We start from the raw sequence: 22,809 nt of genomic DNA on the forward strand, positions 1-22,809 counted from the left end.
AAAGGAGCGGACCATAACCGTGGAATATGTCATTGAAATGCTAAACATACGCAAAGAATTCCCAGGTATCGTCGCCAATGATCATATTACCCTGCAAGTGCAAAAAGGCGAAATCCATGCCCTCCTCGGTGAAAACGGCGCGGGAAAATCGACTTTAATGAACGTGCTTTTCGGTTTGTACCAGCCTGATCAAGGCGAAATCCGGGTTCGCGGCAAATCGGTAAACATCACCAGCCCCAACATCGCCAATGACCTCGGAATCGGCATGGTTCATCAGCATTTCATGCTCGTCGATACATTCACCGCAGCCGAAAACATCATCATCGGGAAAGAGCCAAAACGATACGGCATGATAGACAAAAAACGCGCCGTCCGAAAAGTGCGCGAGCTTTCTGAAACATACGGCCTCGAAGTCGACCCTGAAGCAAAAGTATCAGACATGTCGGTCGGGATGCAGCAGCGTGTGGAAATATTGAAAACCCTCTATCGCGGAGCAGACATTCTCATTTTTGATGAACCGACCGCCGTCTTGACGCCCCAGGAAATCAAAGAACTGACTCAAATCATGAAAAATCTTGTGAATGAAGGCAAATCGATCATTTTGATCACCCATAAGCTGAAAGAGATCATGGAGACCGCAGACAAGGTCACTATTATCAGAAAGGGAAAAGGCATCAAAACCCTTGATGTCAAGAACACGGACAAGGATGAGCTTGCCAGCCTGATGGTCGGACGCGACGTCTCTTTTACAACCGCCAAAAAAGCTGCCGATCCCCAGAATGAAGTGCTGTTGATCAGCGATTTGACCGTAAAAGACAACCGCGGCATCAAGGCCGTCAAACGGCTGAGTTTATCGGTCCGCGCCGGGGAAATCGTCGGAATAGCCGGAGTGGATGGAAACGGTCAGTCAGAGCTGATTGAAGCGATAACAGGGCTGAAGAAAACACATGCCGGCACGATCGCCTTAAACGGAAAAGAAATCCAAAACATGCCGCCGCGGCGCATTACGGAAGCCGGCGTCGGCCACATTCCGCAGGACCGCCACAAACACGGCCTTGTCCTCGATTTTCCGATCGGCGAAAACATCGTGCTGCAAAGCTATTATAAACGCCCTTTTTCGAAGTACGGTCTATTGAACAAAAAAGAAATTGCTCAAAAAGCGAAGCAAATCATCGGCGAATTTGATGTGCGCACGCCTGATGAATACACGCCGGCCAGGGCGCTGTCGGGAGGAAACCAGCAAAAGGCGATCATCGGCCGTGAAGTTGACCGCGGACCCGCTTTATTAATCGCGGCACAGCCGACGCGGGGACTTGATGTCGGCGCCATCGAATTCGTTCATAAACGGCTGATCGAACAGCGCGACGCAGGAAAAGCGGTTCTCCTCCTTTCATTTGAACTGGATGAAATCCTGAATGTCAGCGACAGAATCGCCGTGATTTTTGAAGGCGGCATTATCGCTGAAGTCGATCCAAACGAAACGACAGAGCAGGAGCTTGGCCTCCTGATGGCCGGAAGCAAGACAAAGGAAGCGGGGAAAGAAGCCAATGTTTAAACGATTATCATCTTTATTCATCCCCCTTACAGCCATTGTTCTCGGATTGCTCGCGGGAGCCGTGATCATGCTTCTGAGCGGGTATGACGTCATCAGCGGCTACTCCGCCCTGTGGAACGGCATTTTCGGAGAAGCCTATTACATCGGTGAAACCGTCAGGCAGATCACCCCTTACATCTTATCCGGCCTCGCTGTAGCGTTCGCTTTTCGGACGGGGCTATTTAACATCGGTGTCGAAGGGCAGCTCCTGGCAGGCTGGACGGCTGCCGTTTGGGTCGGGGCGGCGGTCGAAGCGCCGATGTTCATCCACCTCCCGCTCGCCGTCTGCGCCGCCGCGCTTGCGGGCGCTCTGTGGGGATTCATTCCGGGCATTTTAAAGGCGCGCTTTTACGTGCATGAAGTGATTGTGACGATCATGATGAACTATATCGCCCTGCATGTCACCAACTATTTGATCATGTCCGTCATGACGGATCATAAAGATAAAACCGAAAAAATTTCGGAAACCGCGTCTCTCAGATCGGATTTTCTTGAGAAAATCACCGATTTTTCAAGGCTTCATTGGGGAATCGTCATCGCCCTGATCGCAGCTGTCATCATGTGGATCATCATTCAAAAAACGACAAAGGGCTTTGAACTGCGCGCCGTCGGCTTCAACCAGCATGCCTCCGAATATGCGGGAATGAGCGTGAAGAAAAACATTGTCATGTCAATGGTCATTTCCGGCGCCTTTGCCGGCATGGCAGGTGCGATGGAGGGCCTTGGAACGTTTGAATACGCGTCTGTGAAGGGAGCGTTTACAGGCGTCGGCTTTGACGGAATCGCGGTCGCCCTGCTCGGCGGAAATACGGCGCTCGGCGTAGTGCTCTCGGCATGTCTGCTCGGAGGATTAAAAGTAGGCGCTTTGAACATGCCGATTGAAGCCGGGGTTCCGACGGAAGTCGTTGATATCGTCATCGCCATCATTATTTTATTTGTCGCTTCACATTACATCATCCGCCTCATGATTCAAAAACTGGGCAGCAAGGGGGGAAAATAAGTGGATATCCTGCAAATCCTCGGCATTATCGTTCCTGCTACGCTTGTCTACTCCGCCCCGCTTATTTTAACTGCTCTCGGAGGCGTCTTTTCCGAAAGATCGGGGGTTGTAAACATCGGGCTTGAAGGCTTAATGATTGTCGGGGCGTTTACAGCCGTTATCTTTAATTTGTTTTGCGCACAACATCTCGGGACTTTTACGCCTTGGATCGGCCTGCTTGCCGCAATGGCCGCCGGAGGCCTCTTCTCCCTCCTGCATGCAGCCGCTTCGATTTCATTCAGGGCCGATCAGACGGTCAGCGGGGTCGCCATTAATATGCTGGCGCTCGGCAGCACATTGTTTGTTGTAAAGCTGATCTACGGAAAAGCGCAGACAGATAAAATTCCCGAGCCGTTTTATAAAACGGACATCCCCGGGCTGAGCAGCATCCCGGTCGCGGGCGAGATTTTTTTCTCGGATGTATATGTGACGTCGATATTGGCGGTCGCGCTTGCCGGCGTTTCCTGGTTCATTTTGTTTAAAATGCCGTTCGGCCTGCGGATCCGCTCTGTCGGCGAACATCCGCTGGCCGCTGATACGATGGGTGTGAATGTGTTCAAGATCAGGTATGTCAGCGTCTTTATCAGCGGGTTGTTCGGCGGTTTGGGCGGAGGCGTGTATGCGTCAACAGTGACGCTTGATTTTTCCCATGCCACCATCACCGGTCAAGGATTCATTGCCCTTGCAGCGCTTGTGTTCGGAAAATGGCATCCGCTCGGAGCTCTTGGCGCCGCCCTGTTTTTCGGCTTCGCACAAAGCTTGAGCATTATCGGTTCGATGCTCCCTCTGTTTAAAGAAATACCGAACGTCTACATGCTGATTGCGCCTTACGTGTTGACGATCCTCGCACTCGCAGGCTTTATCGGCAGGGCTGACGCGCCAAAGGCAAACGGCATTCCATATATAAAAGGAAAACGATAACAAAATCATTGGTATTGAGAGAACTTTATGGTTCTCTATTTTTTTGCCTGTTTCCTTAATAAAATATAAATTTTGTTGACGCAGCCAATGTTTTTACCACTTTTATGGTATGATGAAAAAGTCTGGCTACAACCGTTTCAGGAATTTTATTGCAGGCGCCGGATAAATCATATAAAATGTAACATTGTTTAATTTCTATATAAAATAGTTTTTTTAAAGGATGCGAGAACAATTGAAAAAAACTATCATCCCTTCTTTGATTACGATCGGAAACTTTCTTTCGGGCTTTTCAGCCTTATTGCTGGCTTTCAAAGGGTATTTATTCTTGGCGATTTTGTTCGTTGTCCTCGGCGCCATTTTGGACAGCCTTGACGGAATGGCGGCCCGCAGATTAAATGCGGTCTCCCCATTCGGAAAAGAATTGGACTCATTGGCCGATATTATTACATTCGGTATCGCTCCGGCTATTATTACATATTCAATCGTTTTTCATGATGCGCCGATCATGGGCCTCCCTTCAACATTGCTGTTCCCTGTCTGCGGTGCTCTCCGGCTTGCACGCTTTAATATTCAGTCAGGGGAACAGGAGTATTTTACAGGGGTTCCAATTACAGCGGCAGGCACCATACTGGTGTGCCTGAACTTTTTATTCGAGATTATCGGCAAAAAGGCGTTCATTATGATTACCTTATTCCTGTCCTATCTCATGGTCAGCAAAATCAAAGTCATCAGTCTAAAAGGGAAAAATCTATTGAAGAAAGTGAGCTAGGGTTTCATGGATTTGGCAAAAGAATTAATTTCCCAATACGGGTATTTTGCGATTTTCGGCATGCTTGTTCTCGGAATTGTAGGGCTGCCGATCCCCGATGAGGTCATGATGACATTTGTCGGTTACTTGTCTTCTATTCAAATATTAAACTATGGACTAGCGGTATTGATCAGTTTTTCAGGCGCTTTATCCGGGATGATCATCAGCTATTTTCTTGGAAAAAAAATCGGTAAACCGCTGCTCGATAAATTCGGAAAGTGGATCGGACTGACGCCGAAAAGGCTTGATACCGTTCATCGCTGGTTTGACAAATACGGACCGTGGACGATCGTTTTCGGTTATTTCATTCCGGGCATCCGCCATGTGACATGCTATCTTTCAGGGATGAATGAAATGAGAATGAAAAAGTTTCTGACCTTTGCCGGTTCAGGAGCTTTTATTTGGTGTTTGGTTTTTATTACGATAGGCTACACGATCGGAGTCATTTAAAAGCCCCCGGATGACAACAGAAGGAGTGAACAGCTTGAAAAAGCGGCTTTACCGGTGTTTGATTGAATTGACAAATAAAAAAGGCATATCCCAGGCATTGAAAAAGTTTGCTCAGTCAAAGCTCAGCAAACCGCTCATCCGCCCTTATATTCAGGCTTTCCGGATCAACACGGAAGAAATGCTTGAGGATGCCCGTTCTTTTAACAGTTTGCACGAGCTCTTCATCAGAAAACTAAAAGACGGGGTCCGTCCGCTTCCTTCAGCTCCTGACTGCCTGATAAGCCCTGTGGACGGGGTGATTGAAGAAATGGGAGCGATCACCTCCGATAAACGCTTTTTCGTCAAGAACAAACCTTATTCAATCGAAGAAATGATCGGCAGTGATGAAGTGGTAAACCGGTATTTGGGCGGAACCTATATTATCATCTATTTAAGCCCGCAGGATTACCACAGAATTCACAGCCCCGCGAACGGCACGCTTCAACGGCAATATTCGCTTGGGAGCACCTCCTATCCTGTCAACCGCATAGGTTTGACATACGGCAAATCGCCGTTGACGAAAAACTACCGGATGATTTCGGAATTCAAACATCAATATGGATCTGCACTGCTGGTAAAAGTCGGAGCGATGTACATCAATTCCATCGTCATGCTGCAAGAGGCGAAGGAATGGCGCCAAGGCGAAGAAATCGCCTATTTTTCTTTCGGTTCGACCGTTATTTTGCTTTTTGAAAAAGGCACCTTTATCCCGGCCGGCAGCCTCCGCTCTTCACTGAAAGTGAAAATGGGGGAGGTTTTGGGATCACTGACAAATCCAAAATAGGCCCGCCTCCCCCGAATCCGGGGGCGTTTTTTTAAGCTGCCGGTTCAAAAAACACCTCTATTTAAATAACCAAAAAACGTTCCCTGCTTCGAAAAGGCTTTCAAACTAGCCTAAAATACCCATAAATAAAACATCCTCAAAGGACAGCGCTTTCCTACAAGGCCTTTTTTCTCTTTAATTTAATTAACTATTAGTTATTTTAATTTAAAAATACACAAAAATGTCACTTTTCTTCTAAAATTAAAACCATACAAATATGGGGGTGTTTTTCATGGAAGCAGCAAAAGAATTGAAACCGGTTACAAAACATGATGATCAAACAAAACATAAAAACGCATTTCAAAAATTGATCAGCTGGAAGATCGGGGTTATTCCGTTTCCGCTTTATATTGCTTTGTCGATCATTATTTTTCTATCAGCTTATTTTAACCAGCTGCCAAACGATATGCTCGGCGGCTTTGCCATCATTATGATTTTGGGCATCTTCCTCGGAGATATCGGCCAGCGGATTCCAATATTGAAAGATATCGGCGGACCTGCGATTCTTTCATTGTTCGTCCCTTCGTTTTTAGTCTTTTATAATGTGCTGAATCCGACTTCTTTGGATGCGGTTACAACATTGATGAAAACATCGAACTTTCTTTATTTTTATATCGCTTGCTTAGTGGCAGGAAGCATTTTGGGCATGCACCGCACGATTTTGATTCAAGGCTTTATGAGAATGTTCGTGCCGCTTTTGGCCGGTACCATCGCCGCTGTCTCTGCCGGGATTCTCGTTGGTTTACTGCTTGGCTACAGCCCTTATGAATCATTCTTCTTTATTATCGTACCGATCATTGCCGGCGGCATCGGCGAAGGAATCTTGCCGCTGTCTCTCGCTTATTCGCATATTCTGGGCCAATCTACCGATGTCTTTGTTTCACAGCTTATTCCAGCGGCGATCATCGGAAACGTCGTGGCGATTATTTCCGCCGGACTGATGAAAAAGCTTGGTGAAAAACGTCCTGAGCTAAATGGAAACGGACGGCTTGTCAAATCGAAAAAAGACGATGAGATTTTCAACCAAAAAGAAGAAGAGCCTAAAATTGATTTGAAATTAATGGGCGCCGGCGTTCTGATCGCTTGTTCGTTCTTCATTTTCGGCGGCCTTGTTTCAAAATTCATCGCGATCCCCGGAGCGATCTTAATGATCATTGCCGCGGCTGCAGTGAAGTATGCGAAGCTCCTGCCGGCCAGCATGGAAAAAGGCGCACACCAGCTGTACAAATTTATGTCCTCCAGCTTTACATGGCCGCTGATGGTCGGATTGGGCATTCTTTATATTCCGCTTGATGACGTGGCATCCGTGATCTCACTGCGCTTCGTTATCGTCTGTGCTTCAGTCGTCGTTGCAATGGTAGCCTCAGGTTATTTTGTCGGAAAATTAATGAACATGTACCCGGTTGAATCAGCTATTGTCACAGGCTGTCACAGCGGACTTGGGGGAACAGGGGATGTCGCCATCCTTTCGGCTTCAGGCAGAATGGGGCTTATGCCGTTTGCCCAGATTTCAACGCGCCTCGGCGGAGCAGCAACCGTCATTATGGCAACGATTTTGTTGAGATTTTTCACGTCATAAAAGCGTATAAAAAAACAAAAAGGAGTCTGATCTATACGATCGGATTCCTTTTTTGTTTTCAGCGCTTCTCTACTCTGATATATTCCCTCGATTTAAAGGGGGCGCTTTCTTTTTTCTCCAAAGACTGATTCCCGCTGCCCGCCTCAAAAGGAATGTAGTCGCCTCTGTATTGGCGCTCTTTATCCGCCCCCGTACCCGGGGCGTTTTCCCGGGTCATGTCCCTGTCGATCAAAAACGCTCCCGCAAAAAGCGAACAAAATAAACTGAAGCTGACAAAAGCTTTTGTTCTCATCTTTTATCACCTCAGTTTTCAGCTTGATCAAAAAAACTTTCCATTATGCCTTCTTTTTTGTTAAAATTATTTCAGGTTCATAAGACCGCATAAAACCTGATGGCTTGTGATCATGCAGCCGATTAAAATTTGAGTTATAATTTGTCTAGGTCACCGGTTCTAAAAAAGTACATTACGTTTGAAAATTTTAGTATGGAACAAAATGTATTTATACAAGCTACTAAAGGGAGGTTCATGATGACGTCTTTACATATTGCAATATTATCGCCTTTTGTACTCGCCTTCTTTATTCCGCTATTGGCGAAATATGTCCGAAAGATCCATACGGGTTGGTTTGTTCTGATTCTTCCGGTTTTATTATTTATTTATTTCTTCCGTATGATCGGCATGACGGCACATGGCGGAACATTAAAAGCCGTACTGGAATGGATCCCGTCTTTCGGCATTAATTTCACCGCCTATGTTGACGGCCTGGGACTCCTGTTTGCCCTGCTGATCACGGGGATTGGATCTTTGGTTGTTCTGTACAGCATTTATTATCTATCCAAAGAAAGGGAGCAGCTCGGCTCTTTTTACGTTTACCTGCTCATGTTTATGGGAGCGATGCTCGGTGTCGTTCTCGTTGATAACGTCATTGTACTTTATTTATTTTGGGAATTGACCAGCATATCCTCTTTTCTGCTCATCGGCTATTGGCACAAGCGGGAAAAATCGCGATATGGCGCGACAAAGTCGATGCTGATTACGATTTTCGGCGGTCTTTCGCTGCTTGGAGGATTCATCCTGCTTTATATCATCACGGGTTCATTCAGCATCAGGGAAATGATCAGCCAGGTTGATCTGATCTCATCCAACGGCTTTTTCCTTCCGGCTCTCGTGCTGATTTTAATCGGAGCCTTTACAAAATCGGCTCAATTTCCTTTTTACATCTGGCTTCCGGATGCGATGGAAGCACCGACCCCGGTCAGCGCTTACTTGCATTCCGCGACGATGGTCAAAGCGGGGATCTATTTGGTCGCAAGATTCACTCCAATCTTCGCTTTTTCAGGCGAGTGGTTTTGGATCGTTTCTCTGACGGGGATTGTGACGCTGTTCTGGGGTTCGTTCAACGCTGTCAAACAGACTGATTTAAAAGCGATTCTCGCATTCTCCACCGTCAGCCAGCTGGGAATGATCATGTCGATGCTCGGCGTCGGCTCGGCGGCTTTGCATTTTCATCATTTTGAATATTATCTGGTCGCGGTTATTGCCGCCATTTTTCATCTGATCAACCATGCCACCTTTAAAGGCAGCCTTTTCATGGCAGTCGGAATCATCGACCATGAAACTGGTACGCGGGATATCCGCAAGCTTGGCGGTTTAATGACAGTCATGCCGATTACGTTTACAATTTCGCTGATCGGCGCTTTTTCAATGGCGGGATTGCCGCCGTTTAACGGATTTCTAAGTAAAGAAATGTTTTTTACGAGCATGATCAGAATCACTGATTTCAACCTGTTCAATGCGGATACGTGGGGCTTTTTGTTCCCTGTTCTGGCATGGACGGGCAGCGTGTTCACATTTATTTATTGCATGGTTTTGCTGTTTCAAACATTCGGCGGAAAATATCAGCCAGAAAAACTTGAGAAAAAAGCGCATGAAGCTCCGCTCGGCATGCTGATTTCGCCGATTATTCTCGTGTCTCTCGTGGTGATTTTTTTCTTTTTCCCGAACATTCTGTCTTATAGCATCATTGAGCCGGCGGCGGCTTCGATTATGCCGAGCCTTTTGGACAATGATCAAAAATTCAAGGTTGAGATTTCAATGTGGCACGGTTTGTCGCCTGAGCTCTACATGACGCTCGGAGTTGTCGCGCTCGGTGTTCTCGCTTATGTCACCCTTGGCAGATGGAAAAAGGTCTACGGCCTGTTCCCTGAAACATTGACGCTGAACAGATTGTATGACCGTTCCCTGTACGGGCTTGAAAAAGGCTCAAACAAAGTGACGCGGACATACATGACAGGATTCCTTCGGGATTATCTCGTATATGTTTTTGTATTTTTTATTATCGCAGTCGGCGGTTCGCTTGTGATTACAGGCAGCTTTTCCTATAGCGTGAAAGGGAACGCTTCAATCGGCGTTTATGAGCTCGTTCTGTCAGCGGTTATGATCGCCGCCACCTTTACGACGGTGTTTGCCAGATCAAGGCTGACGGCGATTATCTCACTTGGTGTCATCGGCTATACGCTCGCCTTATTCTTTGTAATATTCAGGGCGCCCGATCTGGCGCTGACACAGCTTATCATCGAAACGATTTCTGTGGCGCTGTTCCTTCTGTGCTTCTACCATTTGCCGAAGCTCAGATTCAAACCGAAAACGAAAAAGTTCAGAATCACCAATGCGCTCGTTTCGATCGGCGTGGGAGCCGTCGTGACGCTGCTGGCCTTGGCTTCAAACAGCCAGCGTTCCCTTGAAAGCATCTCATCCTACTTTATTGAAAACAGCTATAAGCTTGCCGGCGGCCACAATATCGTCAACGTAGTGCTGGTCGATTTCAGGGGATTTGATACATTGTTTGAAATTACCGTGCTTACCATTGCTTCCCTTGGGATTTACGGCATGATCAAGCTCAGAATGGAAAAGGGGGGAGAAGAGCAATGAAAAAACAACAGACGAACGATGTGATTTTGCAGACTGTTACAAAGGTCACCAGTTTTATCATTTTGCTCTTTTCATTCCACATTTTTTTAGCCGGTCATAACCAGCCGGGCGGCGGCTTTATCGCCGGTTTGATGACCTCGTCTTCATTCGTGCTTCTGCTGCTTGCCTATGATTTGAAAACGGTGAAAAACATCCTGCCCGTCAACTTTATTTATGTGGCCGGGACGGGCTTGCTGGTATCCGTCTGTACAGGCATCGGTTCATTTTTGTTCGGCACTCAGTTTCTCTCGCACGCTTTCGGCTATTTTCAGCTTCCATTGCTCGGGAAAACGGAGCTTGCCACTGCGGTGCTGTTTGATACCGGTGTATATCTAGTGGTGGTCGGTGTGACCATGACCATTATTCAGACGATTGGAGAGAGAGAATAATGGAGATTTTAATGTCTTTTATTGTAGGAATTTTGTTCATGGCGGCGACTTATTTAATGCTGTCAAAAAGCCTTCTGAGGGTGATCATCGGAACGGCTGTTCTCAGCCATGGCGTCCATCTCCTTTTATTAACGATGGGAGGGTTAAAAAAAGGGGCGCCGCCGATTTTACAAGATGGCACTTCGGCCTATGTCGATCCGCTTCCGCAGGCTCTTATTCTGACAGCGATCGTTATCGCCTTCGGTGTCACATCGTTTCTTTTGGTCATGGCCTTCCGCGCCTATCAGGAGCTGAAAATGGATGATATGGATCAAATGAGGGGAAATGATCAACATGAATAATCTCGTAATCTTGCCGATATTGATTCCTTTATTGGCCGCAGTTTTGCTTATATTTATGAATAAATCGATCAAGCTGATGCGCGTATTCAGTGCCATATCTTCCATTGCAGCCGTGGCCGCGGCGGCCGTGCTCGTGAAGACCGTGTTTACAGACGGGATCCAAACCCTTTACCTCGGCGGCTGGAAGCCCCCGTTCGGGATCATTCTTGTCGCCGATCAATTCGCCAGCCTTCTCGCTTTAACAACGGCGATTATCGGATTCATGACGGTGCTGTATTCGTTTCGTTCAATCGGGGAAAAGCGGGAGCGCTTCTTTTACTATCCTGCTGTCCAGTTCCTGCTGGCGGGAGTAAGCGGCGCATTTTTAACGGGCGATCTGTTCAACCTGTTTGTATTCTTCGAGGTTCTGTTAATGGCTTCATATGTTTTGATTGTCATTGGCGGCACGAAGATTCAGCTGAGAGAATCATTGAAATATATCGTCTTTAATATTATTTCTTCAGCTTTATTCGTAATCGGAGTCGGCTATTTATACGCCGTGACGGGCACCTTAAACATGGCGGATCTCAGCGTCCGGATCAGCGAATCAGGGCATACCGGACTGATCACCGTCATCGCCGTGCTGTTTCTCATTGTCTTCGGGCTGAAAGGCGGCATCTTCCCGCTTTATTTTTGGATGCCCGGGTCTTATTATGCACCGCCTGCGGCAATCTCCGCTTTGTTCGGGGCGCTCCTCACAAAGGTCGGATTGTACGCGATCACCCGTGTGTTTACGCTGATTTTCACACAAGACGCCGCCTATACCCACCAGCTGATGGTCTGGCTCGCGGCTCTCACAATCATATTCGGGGTTATCGGCTCAATCGCCTATTGGGACGTCCAAAAAATCATCATTTACAATATTGTGACAGCGGTCGGCGTCATCCTGTTCGGCTTCGCCGCAAATACCCCCGCTTCCATTGAAGGCTCTGTCTATTATCTGGTTCACGACATGATCATCAAAGGGGCCATGTTTATGCTTGGGGGGGCGCTATTTACACTGGCCGGAACGAACAACCTGAAAAAAATGAGCGGCTTCATCAAAACCCATCCCGCCCTTGGCTGGATGTTCATGATCTCAGCCGTTTCCCTGGCCGGAATCCCGCCCTTCAGCGGTTTTATAGGAAAGCTGAAAATTGCGGAAGGCGGCTTTACGAGCGGAGAATTCGTCATCACCATGCTGATGCTTTTATCCAGTCTGCTTGTCTTATATTCGGTCATGAAAATTTTTATCAACGGATTTTGGGGAGATGAATGGAAGGATGCCCCGCCAAACAGATCGGTAAAAGGCTTCATGTATCCGGCAGCGATCCTGCTTTTCCTGTCGCTCGCCATCGGGATCGGCACCGAGTTTGTCGCTCCGTACTTTCACCAGGCAACAGATACGCTGATTCACCCTGAAAAATACATTGAAGCCGTTTTGAAGGAGTAGATCGCATGGCACTACAAATATTATTGAACTTTATTCTTGCATTATGCTGGATGTTTTTGAACAATGATCCTACCATTGTCGGCTTTATTATCGGGTACGCGCTCGGATTATTCTCGCTCTTTTTAATGAGGCGCTTTTTTCACCGCCGTTTTTATGTCATCAACATTTGGGCGATTATCATGCTGCTGTTTATTTTCATAAAAGAGCTGCTGCTCGCCAATATTAGCGTTTTAAAAACGATCCTCTCACCAAAGCTGAAAAATAAGCCCGGGATCTTCGCTTTTAAAACAGACCTAAAAGCGGACTGGGAAATTACGGCTCTGGCGAATCTGATTACGTTGACGCCGGGCACATTAGTCGTCGATATTTCAGACGACCGTTCCATCCTTTATATTCATGCGGTCGATATAGACGATGCCGAAAAAGCCATCAACGACATCCGCCATTCATTTGAAGAAGCCATTAAGGAGGTAAGCCGCTGATGTTTGAATTCATTCTCCAGCTGTCGCTCGGCATTTTGGCGGTCTCCACTTTTCTGTACGTTCTCAGGGTCATCAAAGGACCGAGCATCCCTGACAGAGTGGTGGCGCTTGATGCGATCGGCATCAATCTGATCGGTATTACGGCTCTCGTCTCGATTCTTTTGAATACATCCGCTTTTTTAGAGGTCATTTTGCTGATCGGCATTTTAGCATTTATCGGAACCGTTGCATTTTCAAAATTCCTTGAGAAAGGAGAGATTATTGAAAATGATCGCAGCCGCTAAATTGATCATTGCTGTCCTCATTCTTGTGGGCGCGCTTATATCCCTTGCCGCGTCATTTGGGACATTAAGGCTCCCTGATGTCTATTCGCGAATCCATGCCGCGTCAAAAGGGGCGACATTGGGCATTATCAGCGTTCTGCTCGGCGCATTCTTTTACTTCTGGTTTCTGCACGGAATCATTACGGCAAAGATCCTTCTCGGGATCGTCTTTGTCTTCCTGACGTCTCCCGTAGGCGCCCATTTAATCGCCAGAGCCGCCTACAATACAGGGGTGAAAATGGAAGAAAAAACCGTCCAGGATGACTATGAAGGATATCGAAATTTCGTCATCAAAAAGAAAGATGACTCTTATTTATAAAGAAAACTCGCCCGTTGAGGCGAGTTTTTTATGGAAGATTTATGATGAGGAGGAATTCCGCACGACAGCCATGGTGCAGCGCGAAATGCAGATGAGGCGGTCTTGTTCATCCCGGATTTCAATATGGAATACCATCGTGCTTTTACCGATATGAAACGGGGTTGCGACTGCTTTGACAGTGCCTTCCTTGACGGACTTAATATGATTGGCATTGATCTCAAGTCCAAAGCATGCCTGCTGTTTTGGATCAATATGCTGGTATGCTCCGATGCTGGCGACCGTTTCCGCCAATGCGACAGAGGCACCGCCATGGAGAAAACCGAACGGCTGGCGCGTCCTTTCATCAACAGGCATGACGGCGACGCACCGTTCTTTATTGCATTCCGTCACTTCTATGCCCAATGCCTCAAGAAGCGTATCTTTCGTCTTCATCCTATCTCCCCCTTCTGCTCAAAGCACGCCTTCAGATTTTGCAATCAAAACGGCTTCCGTACGTGAACCGACATTCAGTTTATTAAATACGGACGTCAGACTGTATTCGATCGAACGCTTGCTCAGATGCAGCGCATCGGCAATCTCCTGATTCGTATAGCCTTTTTCAACTTCTTTTAAAATCAGGCGTTCTCTCTCGGTCAATACATCATGCTGGGTCTCTTGGCTGTTTGATTTCGTTTTTTGCTGGGTGATCAGATCCTTCAAGTAATCATAGTCAACGACAATTTTGTTATCCAATACTTGATATATGTATTCAATAATCTTTTCTTTCGACTCTGTTTTGCTAATCGCACCATGCATGCCGGACCGGATCGCTTCCTCAAAATAATCCTCAACTTCGTATCCGGTGTACACAATAATTTTGCATGATGAACAGGTCTCAAGGATTTTCTTAGAGAGGTCCATTCCGTTGATTTCACCCAGATTCAAATCCATTAAGATCAGGTCATACGCAGAAAAATCATGTTTAGTCAGAAATTGTTCGCTGGCTTCCGGGCTGAGGCAATCCACAAGAAAATCCTGGTTCGTCTCAAGAATTGCCTTCGTCCCCTCCATGACAGCCGGATGATCATCGATCACAAGTAATCTTCTCATAACTTCCTCCCTTTTCCGTTCCCTAACACCATTTTATAGAAAAAACTTGGCAGATGCCAAGCAAAATCCCTTTACTAAACATTACAATTCCATTTCAATAATGACCCTGAATCCTTTTCCCTCAGCTGTTTTAATTTCAAGATTGCCGTCCAATGCGCGGACCCGCTCACGGATGCCCGACAGCCCCATGCCTGTTTTGTTCTGATAAAGCTTGTCCTGATCAAAGCCGACACCGTCATCCTCATAATGAAGGACGACCTTTTCTTTAATGCAAACGAGCATAATCAGAATCTCGTGCGCCTTTGAATGTTTAACCGCATTGTTCAACAGCTCCTGCACGATTCTGTACAAATTCAGCTGTGTATCAAGATCCAGCACTTTTGAAAACCTTTCCGTGTTTAAACGAATGCGGATCGATGAGGATTCCTGATGCTGCGCCACCAGTTTGGAGAGCGCCTTAACAAGGCCTAGATCATACAGCAGCTGCGGCCGGAGCTCCTGGCACGTTTCCCTCGTCGTCTGAATCACATTTGACATTTGTTCATTCATATTGATCAGCCTTTGCTGTATTTGAGAGGTACAGACTTTATCCTTTTCAAAATCGGCAAGAAACATCTCGCTTTGATGCTTCAAAGAAATCATATCCTGAAGCACCGAATCGTGTAAATCCCTTGCCAAATCAGATCTCTGCTTCTCCTCAATCGCAAACATCAGCTTATTCAGCCAAGCCGGATTCGGCCCTTCCTTTTTCACATTCTCAAGATGCTCCATCAGCTCGCCGATTTTCAACACGTTTTCCAAGGAAACACTCGTATAAAACGCCAGCGTCTCAAGCCAGGAAATTTCATCGCGGGTGAGCCTGGGCGTATTTAGCATTGACAGACACAGCATGACATAAGACGTCCCGCCCCGTTCACCGATCTTAATCAAAAACCCGCGGTCGACTTCGATGATTTTGCCGATTTCGGCGATGACCTTGGAGACTTCTTTTTCATATGGAATCCAAGGGTAATCTTCCGTCTCTCCTTCCAGCAAAGAAATCGTTCCGTCGTTTTTCACTTTCAATACATGTGCTTGGCTGACAGTCAGCACATCCAGTATCGCTTGCTTCAATTCTAATAGGACTTGATTCAAAGACGTAAATGTCCGGATCATTTGCGTAAATTTAAAGATGCTGTCTTGATAGTTAAACTTCTCTGAAAATCTCTTTAAACGAAAGCGGAAGTCGATGATTTCTTTTAAATAAAAGACGCCAAGCATAATAAGATAAGTGAATACAGTGATCTTTATTGTATAAAATTCTCCTTCTTGATGTTTCAGTAAGCCTAAAATGGTGATAATAATTGATGTCGGTATGATAGCTAAAAAGCTATAATATTTAAGCCGACCAATAAGAAATTCAATATCATAAATCTTATTTGACATAAATTGATAAACCAGGGAAAGCGGAATAAGTAAAAGGAACGGCGACACTACAATTGCTGAAAAAATATAATCACCTAAAAATAGCATAGGAAGTACATAAAAAAATAAAAACGGCACCAATGCAATAAAATTTGTCAACATTAGAATCTTCAATAAGTAAGATTGTTGAGAATACTTGTATTTAACTAAAGAATAGACAATTAATGTAAATACAATAATTGCTGCAACGAAAAATGACAATAAATTTATGCTTCTAACATAATCGTTTCCAAAATCGCTCAAATACGACCCTATTTCTATTAGAACATTTATAAACGGAATTAAATATAGAAAGAAAACTTTTCTGCTAAATAATTTCTTTCCTAGTTCTTTAAAATATTGATAAATAAAATGCAAATAGCTGGTTGGAACACTTAAAAAAGTAAGTATATTAACAAACCGGCTTAACTTATCCCCTCTCGCAACTGTTCCTGCACTAACATATGCTATAGAAACAACAAGAAGAAAAATGATCAATAATAGTGCTGAAAATAGATTTTTGGATTTATTTGCTTTTAAAATAAAAAATGCGCAAACTAAACTTAAAAAATAAAATATTATTGGAATAATAAATATAAAAAAGCTGTCATAGCTGACTAAATTCAAATAATCCAGAGAATCATTCTCATATATTTTGCCGTCTCTTTCAATTGTTAAGGTTAAAACATTGGACAGCGTATACTCCTTATCCTTTTTTACCGGGACTGGACCGCCATTAATTTTATGAATGATATCTCCTTTTTTTAATTCTGCATAAGTGCCTGCTAAAGAATGTTTTTCAACTTCCACAACTTTAAGACTGTGTTCATTTATGTTCGTTACTTTTAAACCAACCAAATTATTATTAATGGTAATGTAACAAACGTATATAACAAATATAAAGCTCCACAAAATTAAAATTACAGACAGCTTATTATATATCGATTTCATATAAAAACCCCTATTTAATCAAACATCCATAATTTAGGAGCGGGACCCCATCCGGCGTCAATTCTTTTAAAACCTTCAATCAAACTTAAAACTTGATCTTGATCAACACCTAAAAGACTTGCTTTCCCAGCTATAACCTGCTCCAAAACTTCAGGATGCTGAACTAAAAAACTAACAATCTCTTGCATTAGACTCTCCTCGATTAAATTCATTTAAAAGCAAGGCAGTCAAACGTTTTTTTTCCATCTTCTCCAGCTTCAGCTCAGCAATACTCTTTTTAAATTTCTGAATAGCTAGCTGGTTCATGACATACATATACTGAGTGACACCTGCTGCCTTTAATTTTTCCTTATAGCATTTTATTTCTATATCGGCAAATTTATCCTCATCTTCAAATATATTTAACAAATCAATTGAGGCCTGATTAAATTTTCGTGTCAAATATAAGTATGCGAGTGTACGCTTCTTTTTGGCGATGTCGCTTTTTGAATCATAAAAAAGGGCTTTATAATCATTTTCGATCTGCTCTGCAATTCCCAGCTGGCAGGCGTATTCTTCGACCGTCGGATTGAATTCGCCCGTGGCCAGCATCGTACCTAACACGCACGGAAGAGCCGTCAGGGAGCCCGATTTGCGCTTGATCATGTCGAGACACTCTTCTTCAGTGGCAGGCTGGTTTTTTAGATCAGCATGCTGCCCCTGCATCGATTGCAGTGTATATTCCATTAATTTATGTAAAAACTCAGGGTCATTGGAAACAGAGCTGATCACTTTGATACCGAGGGTGTAAAGAGCTGTCGCTGCATTCAAAGCGACCGAGCGGTCCATTTTCATCCAGGGCTGGTCAGGACTGTCTTCATCCTCCAAATCATCGAATATATCAAAAGAAAGAATCAGCAGTTCAATCCCGGCTGCAAGAGTTTCCGCCGCTTCGGTATCTGTGCCGCCAAAACAGTTGTAATGACAAAAAACAAGCTCACTGAAATTCAGATGGTCTTTTGCATCAACAAAAGAATGTAAAGTCTGATTTAAGTCGCTGTTGGGAATTTCATCGTCTATAAAATGATTCATTTTTTGCTTGATTTTATGTTGATCTAGACTGAAAAGCTTAGAGATGACGCTCCCTCCTTCCTTAATATTTTACTAAAACAAATTCCTGATTGACAGAGCATTTTTTCATTTTAACAATTATATAATAATTTATCCTTTTTTTGGTTTGTAGTCAAAAAAAAAAGGACTTGTCTAAAACAAGTCCTTTTTTAAGAGGTTTTTAAATATGTGTACTTGTCGTACTGATCGATGCTTTTGTTAATCTTGCGCAAGGAGTCCTTTGTTTCTCTGATTTCATTTTCAAGCCGCCAGAGTAATTGCTTTAACTCTTCAATTTGTTGCTTTTCCACTGATTCCACACTCCTTTTGGAAGATCAATCAAATTTGTGTATAGTGAACGAGTCATAGGTATTTGATCTGTTAATTCAAGTTTAAAGGCATCTGGCCACTTTTTCACCGAAAAGATGACTAAACATTCATGCGTTAAACCGCAAACTTTCCATAGACCATAAAACCCATTCTACATGATTGTACAATAGTTCTCAAATCCTAATTGAATGTAAAAAAAATATCTTTATTTTGAAACAAAAATGTAACTTTCCATTTAAAACCCTTTCATTCCATGGATGCAGATAAAATTAGTTCGTTTTATGATCATGAGTCGAAAGTAACCCAAGTCGAAAAGCTTCAAAATGTGAAGGTTCTCAGAACGCAAACGCGGATTCAACACCGAAAAACAACGCAATAAAATATTGCGTAATTTTTCCCTAAAAAACCATTCCTTGTGCTTACACCGCAAAAACCGCAATTTGACCCGTAAAATAAAAAATGAGGTGTTCAACTTGTTTCCATGTTGCATGATCAATACTTATTGGGCGTATCCGCACCATTACTATCGCCAGATATTTCCCGAGGTCAAAACAACCATGCTTCTCCGCTCAGCAAAAGAAGCCCACAGCCTTATGGCCGACGGACAGCGGATCTTGAACAGGTTAGCCTCTTCTCAAGATTTGGCGCGAAGAATCATGACGGCTGCCCAGAGCTCGCAAAAAGAAACCGTCAAATCGTTATTAAGGCAAACCGGCATTCACAGCCAGCTCGACGTATCTTTCAATCCCGACGGCATTCACATCGTGCTAATCAATCCGTACAGCACAATGTCTCTGATTTTGCGCTGGTCCTAAAACGAAAAAAATCCGGCTTCTCGGGGAGAAGGTCCGGATTTTTTTTTTACAACAGCTTTTGGCACCAATCAATGGCTTCCAGATAGCATTTATATGCATCCTCTTTTGTCAAGCCGTCTATTTTCGAGTTGTCTTCCCATTTATTTCGTTCAATTGATTTCGCAAGCCTTAAAATTTTCCGATAGTCGTTCTCTTTGCCGAGCAAAGCCTGGCCCACTTCATCTGTCAGGGGCAGTTCACTGATCACTTCCGGTAATTCCTTATGCAAAAGTGTATCAATAAATGAAAACATTCCTGTCAGCATATAGGAAGAAGGCTGGGGACGATTTGTTTTTTTCGCCAGCAATTCGCAAAGCTTTGCGCGGATGAGCGAAATTTTCACGACTTCATTTTTGCTGGAGTTTTTTCTTTTCGTTAAATCTTTAAAGGAAAGGATGTAAATCCATCTTTTGATTTCTTTGAATCCGAGCAGCACGATCGCCTGGCGGATGCTTTTAATTTTTTGTATCGGCCGGTTGGCCGGCGAGTTCAGCAGTTTCAGCAACTGGTAAGATAGCGACAAATCCTTTTCGATAATATTTGTGACAACTTGAATATCGGGCTGTTCTTCGCTTAATTCATGCAGCAGTTCATAATAAGCATGGAAATGATATGTAATGTCCTGACCGTCGATCACGACCGGTTCGCTGAAGAAATATCCTTGAAATAGATGAAAACCGTCGGCCGCCGCCTGCTCATACTCTTTTCTCGTCTCCACTTTCTCAGCGAGAAAGGTCAAACCGTATGGACGGCAGGAATGCAGAATGCTCTGTCTTTCCGCCTGCGTTGTTTTGAAAAAATCGACCTTTAAGATATCAATATACTTCAGAAGCTGATGAAGCAGCTCTTGATGTCCGCGGTGCTTTAAACAAAAATCATCAAGGGCAATCATATAGCCGAGCCTTTTCAATTGCCTGCACCTTTCGATCAGACTCCGGGTAATCGGGACATCTTCGAGAATCTCAATCACTAGCTGATCGGGATCAAAGTACGTCGGCATTCTTGATTCTAAAAGCCCCGCCGTAAAGTTTACATAATATCTTTTGCCTTCTGTCAGTTTATCAATTCCGATGTTTAAAAAGCTGTTAATCATTAGTTCTGCCGTCGCTTGATCGCCGTCTGTTCCGGAAAACACGTTTTTTTCGCTTTCCCTGTATAAAAGCTCATATGCGACGACTTGTTCTTTTCTGTTAAAAATTGGCTGTCTGGCGACAAATACCCTCATTCCTCTTCCCCCTAGCGACTGAGGTACCTTTTCTCTAAGTATATCAAATAAATGAGCGGGTTCCTTCGACCTACGAAAAAATTCATCGAAAACATAAACTTTATATAAAAAAACAGATAATCCCCGAAGAAATTATCTGTTTCAATCCCAAGTTCCGCTCATAAACTGTCGTTTACAGGTTTATTTTTAATCCAGGCTTTTGATCGCTTTGATTTTCGCCTCATGAATCTGCTGCATTTTGTTGTTCCAGCACGCTTCGCTTAAATCAACCGGATATTCTTCAGGTTTGCTGATCCGTTTATACTCTTCCCAAAGCAACTTAAGGTTCTCCTGAACATACTGCTTAATGTCCTTAATGCACGGATTTTTATAAACGAGCTTGCCGTTTTCAAAAATCGGTTTATGGAGATCTTTGGCGTCGAAATTCGTAACAAATTTGCTGATAAACGTATGAACGGGATGAAACATTTTAAGCCGCTCCTGCTCATTCACCTTTTCATAGTCTAGAGCGATGTAATCTCCTTCTGAATGATGATTCAGCTGGTTGATGATTCTGTACACCTTTTTCTGTCCCGGGGTCGTCACTTTTTCCGGATTGGAAGAAATTTTAATCGTATCTGTCATCTTCCCGTTTTCTTCAATTGAGACGAGTTTATAAACCGCTCCAAGCGCGGGCTGGTCATAAGCGGTAATCAGCTTTGTGCCGATGCCCCAGACGTCAATTTTCGCCCCTTGAGCCTTCAGATTCATGATCGTATATTCATCAAGATCGCTTGATGCGACGACCTTTGCATCGTGAAAACCCGCTTCATCCAGCATGGCTCTGGCTTTTTTGGACAGATAGGCAAGATCGCCGCTGTCAAGGCGGATACCAATGAATTCGATTTTATCGCCGAATTCTTTAGCTACTTTTATCGCATTGGGAATGCCTGAACGGACCGTATCATATGTATCGACCAAAAACACGCATTTTTTATGGGTTTCCGCATATTTTTTAAATGCTGTGTATTCGTCGCGATAGGCCTGTACAAGGGCATGGGCGTGCGTGCCTGACACCGGGATGTCAAACCGTTTTCCGGCGCGGACGTTGCTTGTGGCATCAAAGCCGCCGATGATCGCCGCTCTCGCCCCCCACATCGCCGCATCCATTTCATGCGCGCGCCTCGTTCCGAATTCAAGCGCTGTTTCGTCTCCGATCACGCTTTTGATTCTCGCGGCTTTTGTGGCGATTAATGTTTGGTAGTTCACAATGTTGAGCAATGCCGTTTCTACAAGCTGCGCTTCTGCTAAAGGAGCTTCAATCCGCATGATCGGCTCATTGCCGAAAACGATTTCCCCTTCCTGCATGGAATAAAGCGAACCGGTAAATCTCATGCCCTTTAAAAAACCGAGAAAGTCATCCTTAAAGCCAAGCTCTTCCTTTAAGTATGTTAAATCGCTTTCAGTAAATCTGAAAGCGCGCAAAAATTCGATCGCTTTTTCCAAACCGGCAAAAACAGCAAAACCGCTGTCAAAAGGGAGCTTTCTGAAAAACAGCTCAAAGACGGCTTTTTTTTGATCAATGCCGTCGCGCCAATAGGTTTCCGCCATATTAATTTGGTAAAGATCTGTATGAAGTGATAAACTGTCGTCAGTAAACCGGTGTTCCAACCTTCATTTCTCCTTCCTCAATCTGACACTGAAGCTCCCAGGGCGTTTGCAAAGTGGGAAAGAGCCCAGTCGTGTCCATCCGGGTTAAAGCTAGCCACTGCGTTTTGATGAATGACAAGATCAAACCCTTTATTATAAGCATCTACTGCGGTATGGAGCACGCATATATCCGTGCATACGCCGATTAAATGCAGTTCTTTAATGTCTCTTTCACGAAGCTTCAATTCGAGATTTGTCCCCGCAAAAGCGGAATACCTTGTTTTTTCCATGTAATATATATGACTGTCATTTTCATGCTGTTTAAAAAGCGCGTCAAGCTTTCCGTATAAAGCTTTCCCTGATGTGCCTTTTATATTGTGGGGTGGAAACAAGCGTGTTTCCGGATGATGCAAGTCGTCGATATCATGGGCATCCACTGCGAATACGACATAATCGCCGTTTTCAATAAACGTTTCCGTCAGCTGTGTCACGGCCTCCTCAATGTTTTGAGCCGGCTCCCCGCACGTCAGCTTTCCGTCTGATGCGACAAAATCATTTGTATAATCGATGCAAATAAGAGCTTTTTTCATTGCCGCCCTCCCTGCCATTTGTATGATAGATAACATTATAACTTATCTAAACGGACAAGT

The 22,809-nt window shown here is 44.5% G+C and carries 25 protein-coding genes; 15 read left to right on the plus strand and 10 right to left on the minus strand.

The window, feature by feature from the left end:
* The first annotated feature begins 19 nt into the window (after window positions 1–19).
* From R5H20_RS18595 to R5H20_RS18625, 7 genes are all read left to right on the plus strand, one after another.
* Entirely contained in the window at window positions 20–1,555 is a 1,536-nt protein-coding gene (locus R5H20_RS18595) for an ABC transporter ATP-binding protein (RefSeq protein ID WP_006638877.1), read from the plus strand.
* A complete protein-coding gene (locus R5H20_RS18600; RefSeq protein ID WP_006638878.1) occupies window positions 1,548–2,594 on the plus strand; it encodes an ABC transporter permease in 1,047 nt (348 codons plus the stop codon). Before R5H20_RS18595 ends, R5H20_RS18600 begins: the two co-directional genes overlap by 8 nt.
* Window positions 2,595–3,554 carry an ABC transporter permease gene (locus R5H20_RS18605; RefSeq protein WP_006638879.1) on the plus strand — a complete coding sequence of 320 codons (960 nt, stop codon included), beginning with the start codon at window positions 2,595–2,597 and terminating at the stop codon, window positions 3,552–3,554.
* A gap of 232 nt (window positions 3,555–3,786) precedes the next feature.
* Window positions 3,787–4,323 (plus strand): CDP-diacylglycerol--serine O-phosphatidyltransferase, encoded by a 537-nt coding sequence (gene pssA, locus R5H20_RS18610; protein ID WP_006638880.1) that lies wholly within the window; start codon window positions 3,787–3,789, stop codon window positions 4,321–4,323.
* 6 nt (window positions 4,324–4,329) lie between these two features.
* Entirely contained in the window at window positions 4,330–4,812 is a 483-nt protein-coding gene (locus R5H20_RS18615; RefSeq protein WP_006638881.1) for a DedA family protein, read from the plus strand.
* 34 nt (window positions 4,813–4,846) lie between these two features.
* Complete coding sequence (locus R5H20_RS18620; RefSeq protein ID WP_006638882.1) at window positions 4,847–5,635, plus strand: phosphatidylserine decarboxylase; 789 nt, start codon at window positions 4,847–4,849, stop codon at window positions 5,633–5,635.
* Between the two features lie 271 nt (window positions 5,636–5,906).
* Window positions 5,907–7,253, plus strand: a complete 1,347-nt coding sequence (locus tag R5H20_RS18625) for a 2-hydroxycarboxylate transporter family protein (protein ID WP_006638883.1) — start codon at window positions 5,907–5,909, stop codon at window positions 7,251–7,253.
* A gap of 58 nt (window positions 7,254–7,311) precedes the next feature.
* Here R5H20_RS18625 and R5H20_RS18630 read toward each other — a convergent pair whose 3' ends face one another.
* Window positions 7,312–7,545, minus strand: a complete 234-nt coding sequence (locus R5H20_RS18630) for a hypothetical protein (RefSeq protein ID WP_006638884.1) — start codon at window positions 7,543–7,545, stop codon at window positions 7,312–7,314.
* Window positions 7,546–7,782: 237 nt separating this feature from the next.
* On the opposite strand from R5H20_RS18630, the gene R5H20_RS18635 reads away from it, so the two are divergent.
* The 7 genes from R5H20_RS18635 to mnhG are packed head-to-tail and all read left to right on the plus strand — an operon-like array spanning window position 7,783 to window position 13,549.
* Window positions 7,783–10,185, plus strand: coding sequence for a Na+/H+ antiporter subunit A (locus R5H20_RS18635; RefSeq protein ID WP_006638885.1), 2,403 nt, complete (start codon window positions 7,783–7,785; stop codon window positions 10,183–10,185).
* Window positions 10,182–10,613 carry a Na(+)/H(+) antiporter subunit B gene (locus R5H20_RS18640; RefSeq protein WP_006638886.1) on the plus strand — a complete coding sequence of 144 codons (432 nt, stop codon included), beginning with the start codon at window positions 10,182–10,184 and terminating at the stop codon, window positions 10,611–10,613. Before R5H20_RS18635 ends, R5H20_RS18640 begins: the two co-directional genes overlap by 4 nt.
* Window positions 10,613–10,954: a Na(+)/H(+) antiporter subunit C gene (locus R5H20_RS18645; protein WP_006638887.1), complete on the plus strand. Its 342-nt coding sequence runs from the start codon at window positions 10,613–10,615 to the stop codon at window positions 10,952–10,954. The genes R5H20_RS18640 and R5H20_RS18645 overlap by 1 nt, the downstream gene beginning before the upstream one ends.
* Window positions 10,947–12,425: a Na+/H+ antiporter subunit D gene (locus R5H20_RS18650; RefSeq protein WP_006638888.1), complete on the plus strand. Its 1,479-nt coding sequence runs from the start codon at window positions 10,947–10,949 to the stop codon at window positions 12,423–12,425. Before R5H20_RS18645 ends, R5H20_RS18650 begins: the two co-directional genes overlap by 8 nt.
* A gap of 5 nt (window positions 12,426–12,430) precedes the next feature.
* Window positions 12,431–12,907, plus strand: coding sequence for a Na+/H+ antiporter subunit E (locus R5H20_RS18655; RefSeq protein ID WP_006638889.1), 477 nt, complete (start codon window positions 12,431–12,433; stop codon window positions 12,905–12,907).
* Window positions 12,907–13,191 carry a Na(+)/H(+) antiporter subunit F1 gene (locus R5H20_RS18660; RefSeq protein ID WP_006638890.1) on the plus strand — a complete coding sequence of 95 codons (285 nt, stop codon included), beginning with the start codon at window positions 12,907–12,909 and terminating at the stop codon, window positions 13,189–13,191. The genes R5H20_RS18655 and R5H20_RS18660 overlap by 1 nt, the downstream gene beginning before the upstream one ends.
* A complete protein-coding gene (gene mnhG, locus R5H20_RS18665; RefSeq protein WP_006638891.1) occupies window positions 13,175–13,549 on the plus strand; it encodes a monovalent cation/H(+) antiporter subunit G in 375 nt (124 codons plus the stop codon). Before R5H20_RS18660 ends, mnhG begins: the two co-directional genes overlap by 17 nt.
* 39 nt (window positions 13,550–13,588) lie before the next feature.
* Here the strand turns inward: mnhG and R5H20_RS18670 are convergent, their stop codons facing one another.
* From R5H20_RS18670 to degQ, 6 genes are all read right to left on the minus strand, one after another.
* On the minus strand, window positions 13,589–13,981 hold the full coding sequence (locus tag R5H20_RS18670; protein ID WP_006638892.1) for a hotdog fold thioesterase: 393 nt from the start codon (window positions 13,979–13,981) through the stop codon (window positions 13,589–13,591).
* Window positions 13,982–13,999: 18 nt separating this feature from the next.
* Window positions 14,000–14,638, minus strand: a complete 639-nt coding sequence (locus tag R5H20_RS18675; protein ID WP_006638893.1) for a two-component system response regulator ComA — start codon at window positions 14,636–14,638, stop codon at window positions 14,000–14,002.
* 81 nt (window positions 14,639–14,719) lie between these two features.
* The gene (locus R5H20_RS18680; RefSeq protein WP_006638894.1) at window positions 14,720–17,032 is read right to left on the minus strand and encodes an ATP-binding protein; all 2,313 of its coding nucleotides are present in this window, start codon (window positions 17,030–17,032) and stop codon (window positions 14,720–14,722) included.
* A gap of 14 nt (window positions 17,033–17,046) precedes the next feature.
* The gene (gene comX / locus R5H20_RS18685) at window positions 17,047–17,220 is read right to left on the minus strand and encodes a competence pheromone ComX (protein ID WP_006638895.1); all 174 of its coding nucleotides are present in this window, start codon (window positions 17,218–17,220) and stop codon (window positions 17,047–17,049) included.
* Complete coding sequence (locus R5H20_RS18690) at window positions 17,204–18,103, minus strand: polyprenyl synthetase family protein (protein ID WP_006638896.1); 900 nt, start codon at window positions 18,101–18,103, stop codon at window positions 17,204–17,206. The genes comX and R5H20_RS18690 overlap by 17 nt, the downstream gene beginning before the upstream one ends.
* Window positions 18,104–18,291: 188 nt before the next feature.
* Entirely contained in the window at window positions 18,292–18,432 is a 141-nt protein-coding gene (degQ, locus tag R5H20_RS18695) for a degradation enzyme regulation protein DegQ (protein ID WP_003184860.1), read from the minus strand.
* 492 nt (window positions 18,433–18,924) lie between these two features.
* Between degQ and R5H20_RS18700 the strand changes: the two genes are divergently transcribed.
* Window positions 18,925–19,266 carry a YuzC family spore coat inner layer protein gene (locus tag R5H20_RS18700; RefSeq protein ID WP_224254434.1) on the plus strand — a complete coding sequence of 114 codons (342 nt, stop codon included), beginning with the start codon at window positions 18,925–18,927 and terminating at the stop codon, window positions 19,264–19,266.
* 46 nt (window positions 19,267–19,312) lie between these two features.
* On the opposite strand, the gene R5H20_RS18705 is transcribed toward R5H20_RS18700, so the two are convergent.
* The 3 genes from R5H20_RS18705 to R5H20_RS18715 form a co-directional block, all read right to left on the minus strand.
* On the minus strand, window positions 19,313–20,530 hold the full coding sequence (locus R5H20_RS18705; protein ID WP_006638898.1) for an EAL and HDOD domain-containing protein: 1,218 nt from the start codon (window positions 20,528–20,530) through the stop codon (window positions 19,313–19,315).
* A gap of 186 nt (window positions 20,531–20,716) precedes the next feature.
* Window positions 20,717–22,120, minus strand: coding sequence for a nicotinate phosphoribosyltransferase (locus R5H20_RS18710; protein WP_236834954.1), 1,404 nt, complete (start codon window positions 22,118–22,120; stop codon window positions 20,717–20,719).
* 77 nt (window positions 22,121–22,197) lie between these two features.
* On the minus strand, window positions 22,198–22,749 hold the full coding sequence (locus R5H20_RS18715) for a cysteine hydrolase family protein (RefSeq protein ID WP_006638900.1): 552 nt from the start codon (window positions 22,747–22,749) through the stop codon (window positions 22,198–22,200).
* Window positions 22,750–22,809: the final 60 nt, after the last annotated feature.

This window comes from Bacillus sp. KICET-3 (assembly GCF_033261025.1).
Classification (GTDB): domain Bacteria; phylum Bacillota; class Bacilli; order Bacillales; family Bacillaceae; genus Bacillus; species Bacillus sonorensis.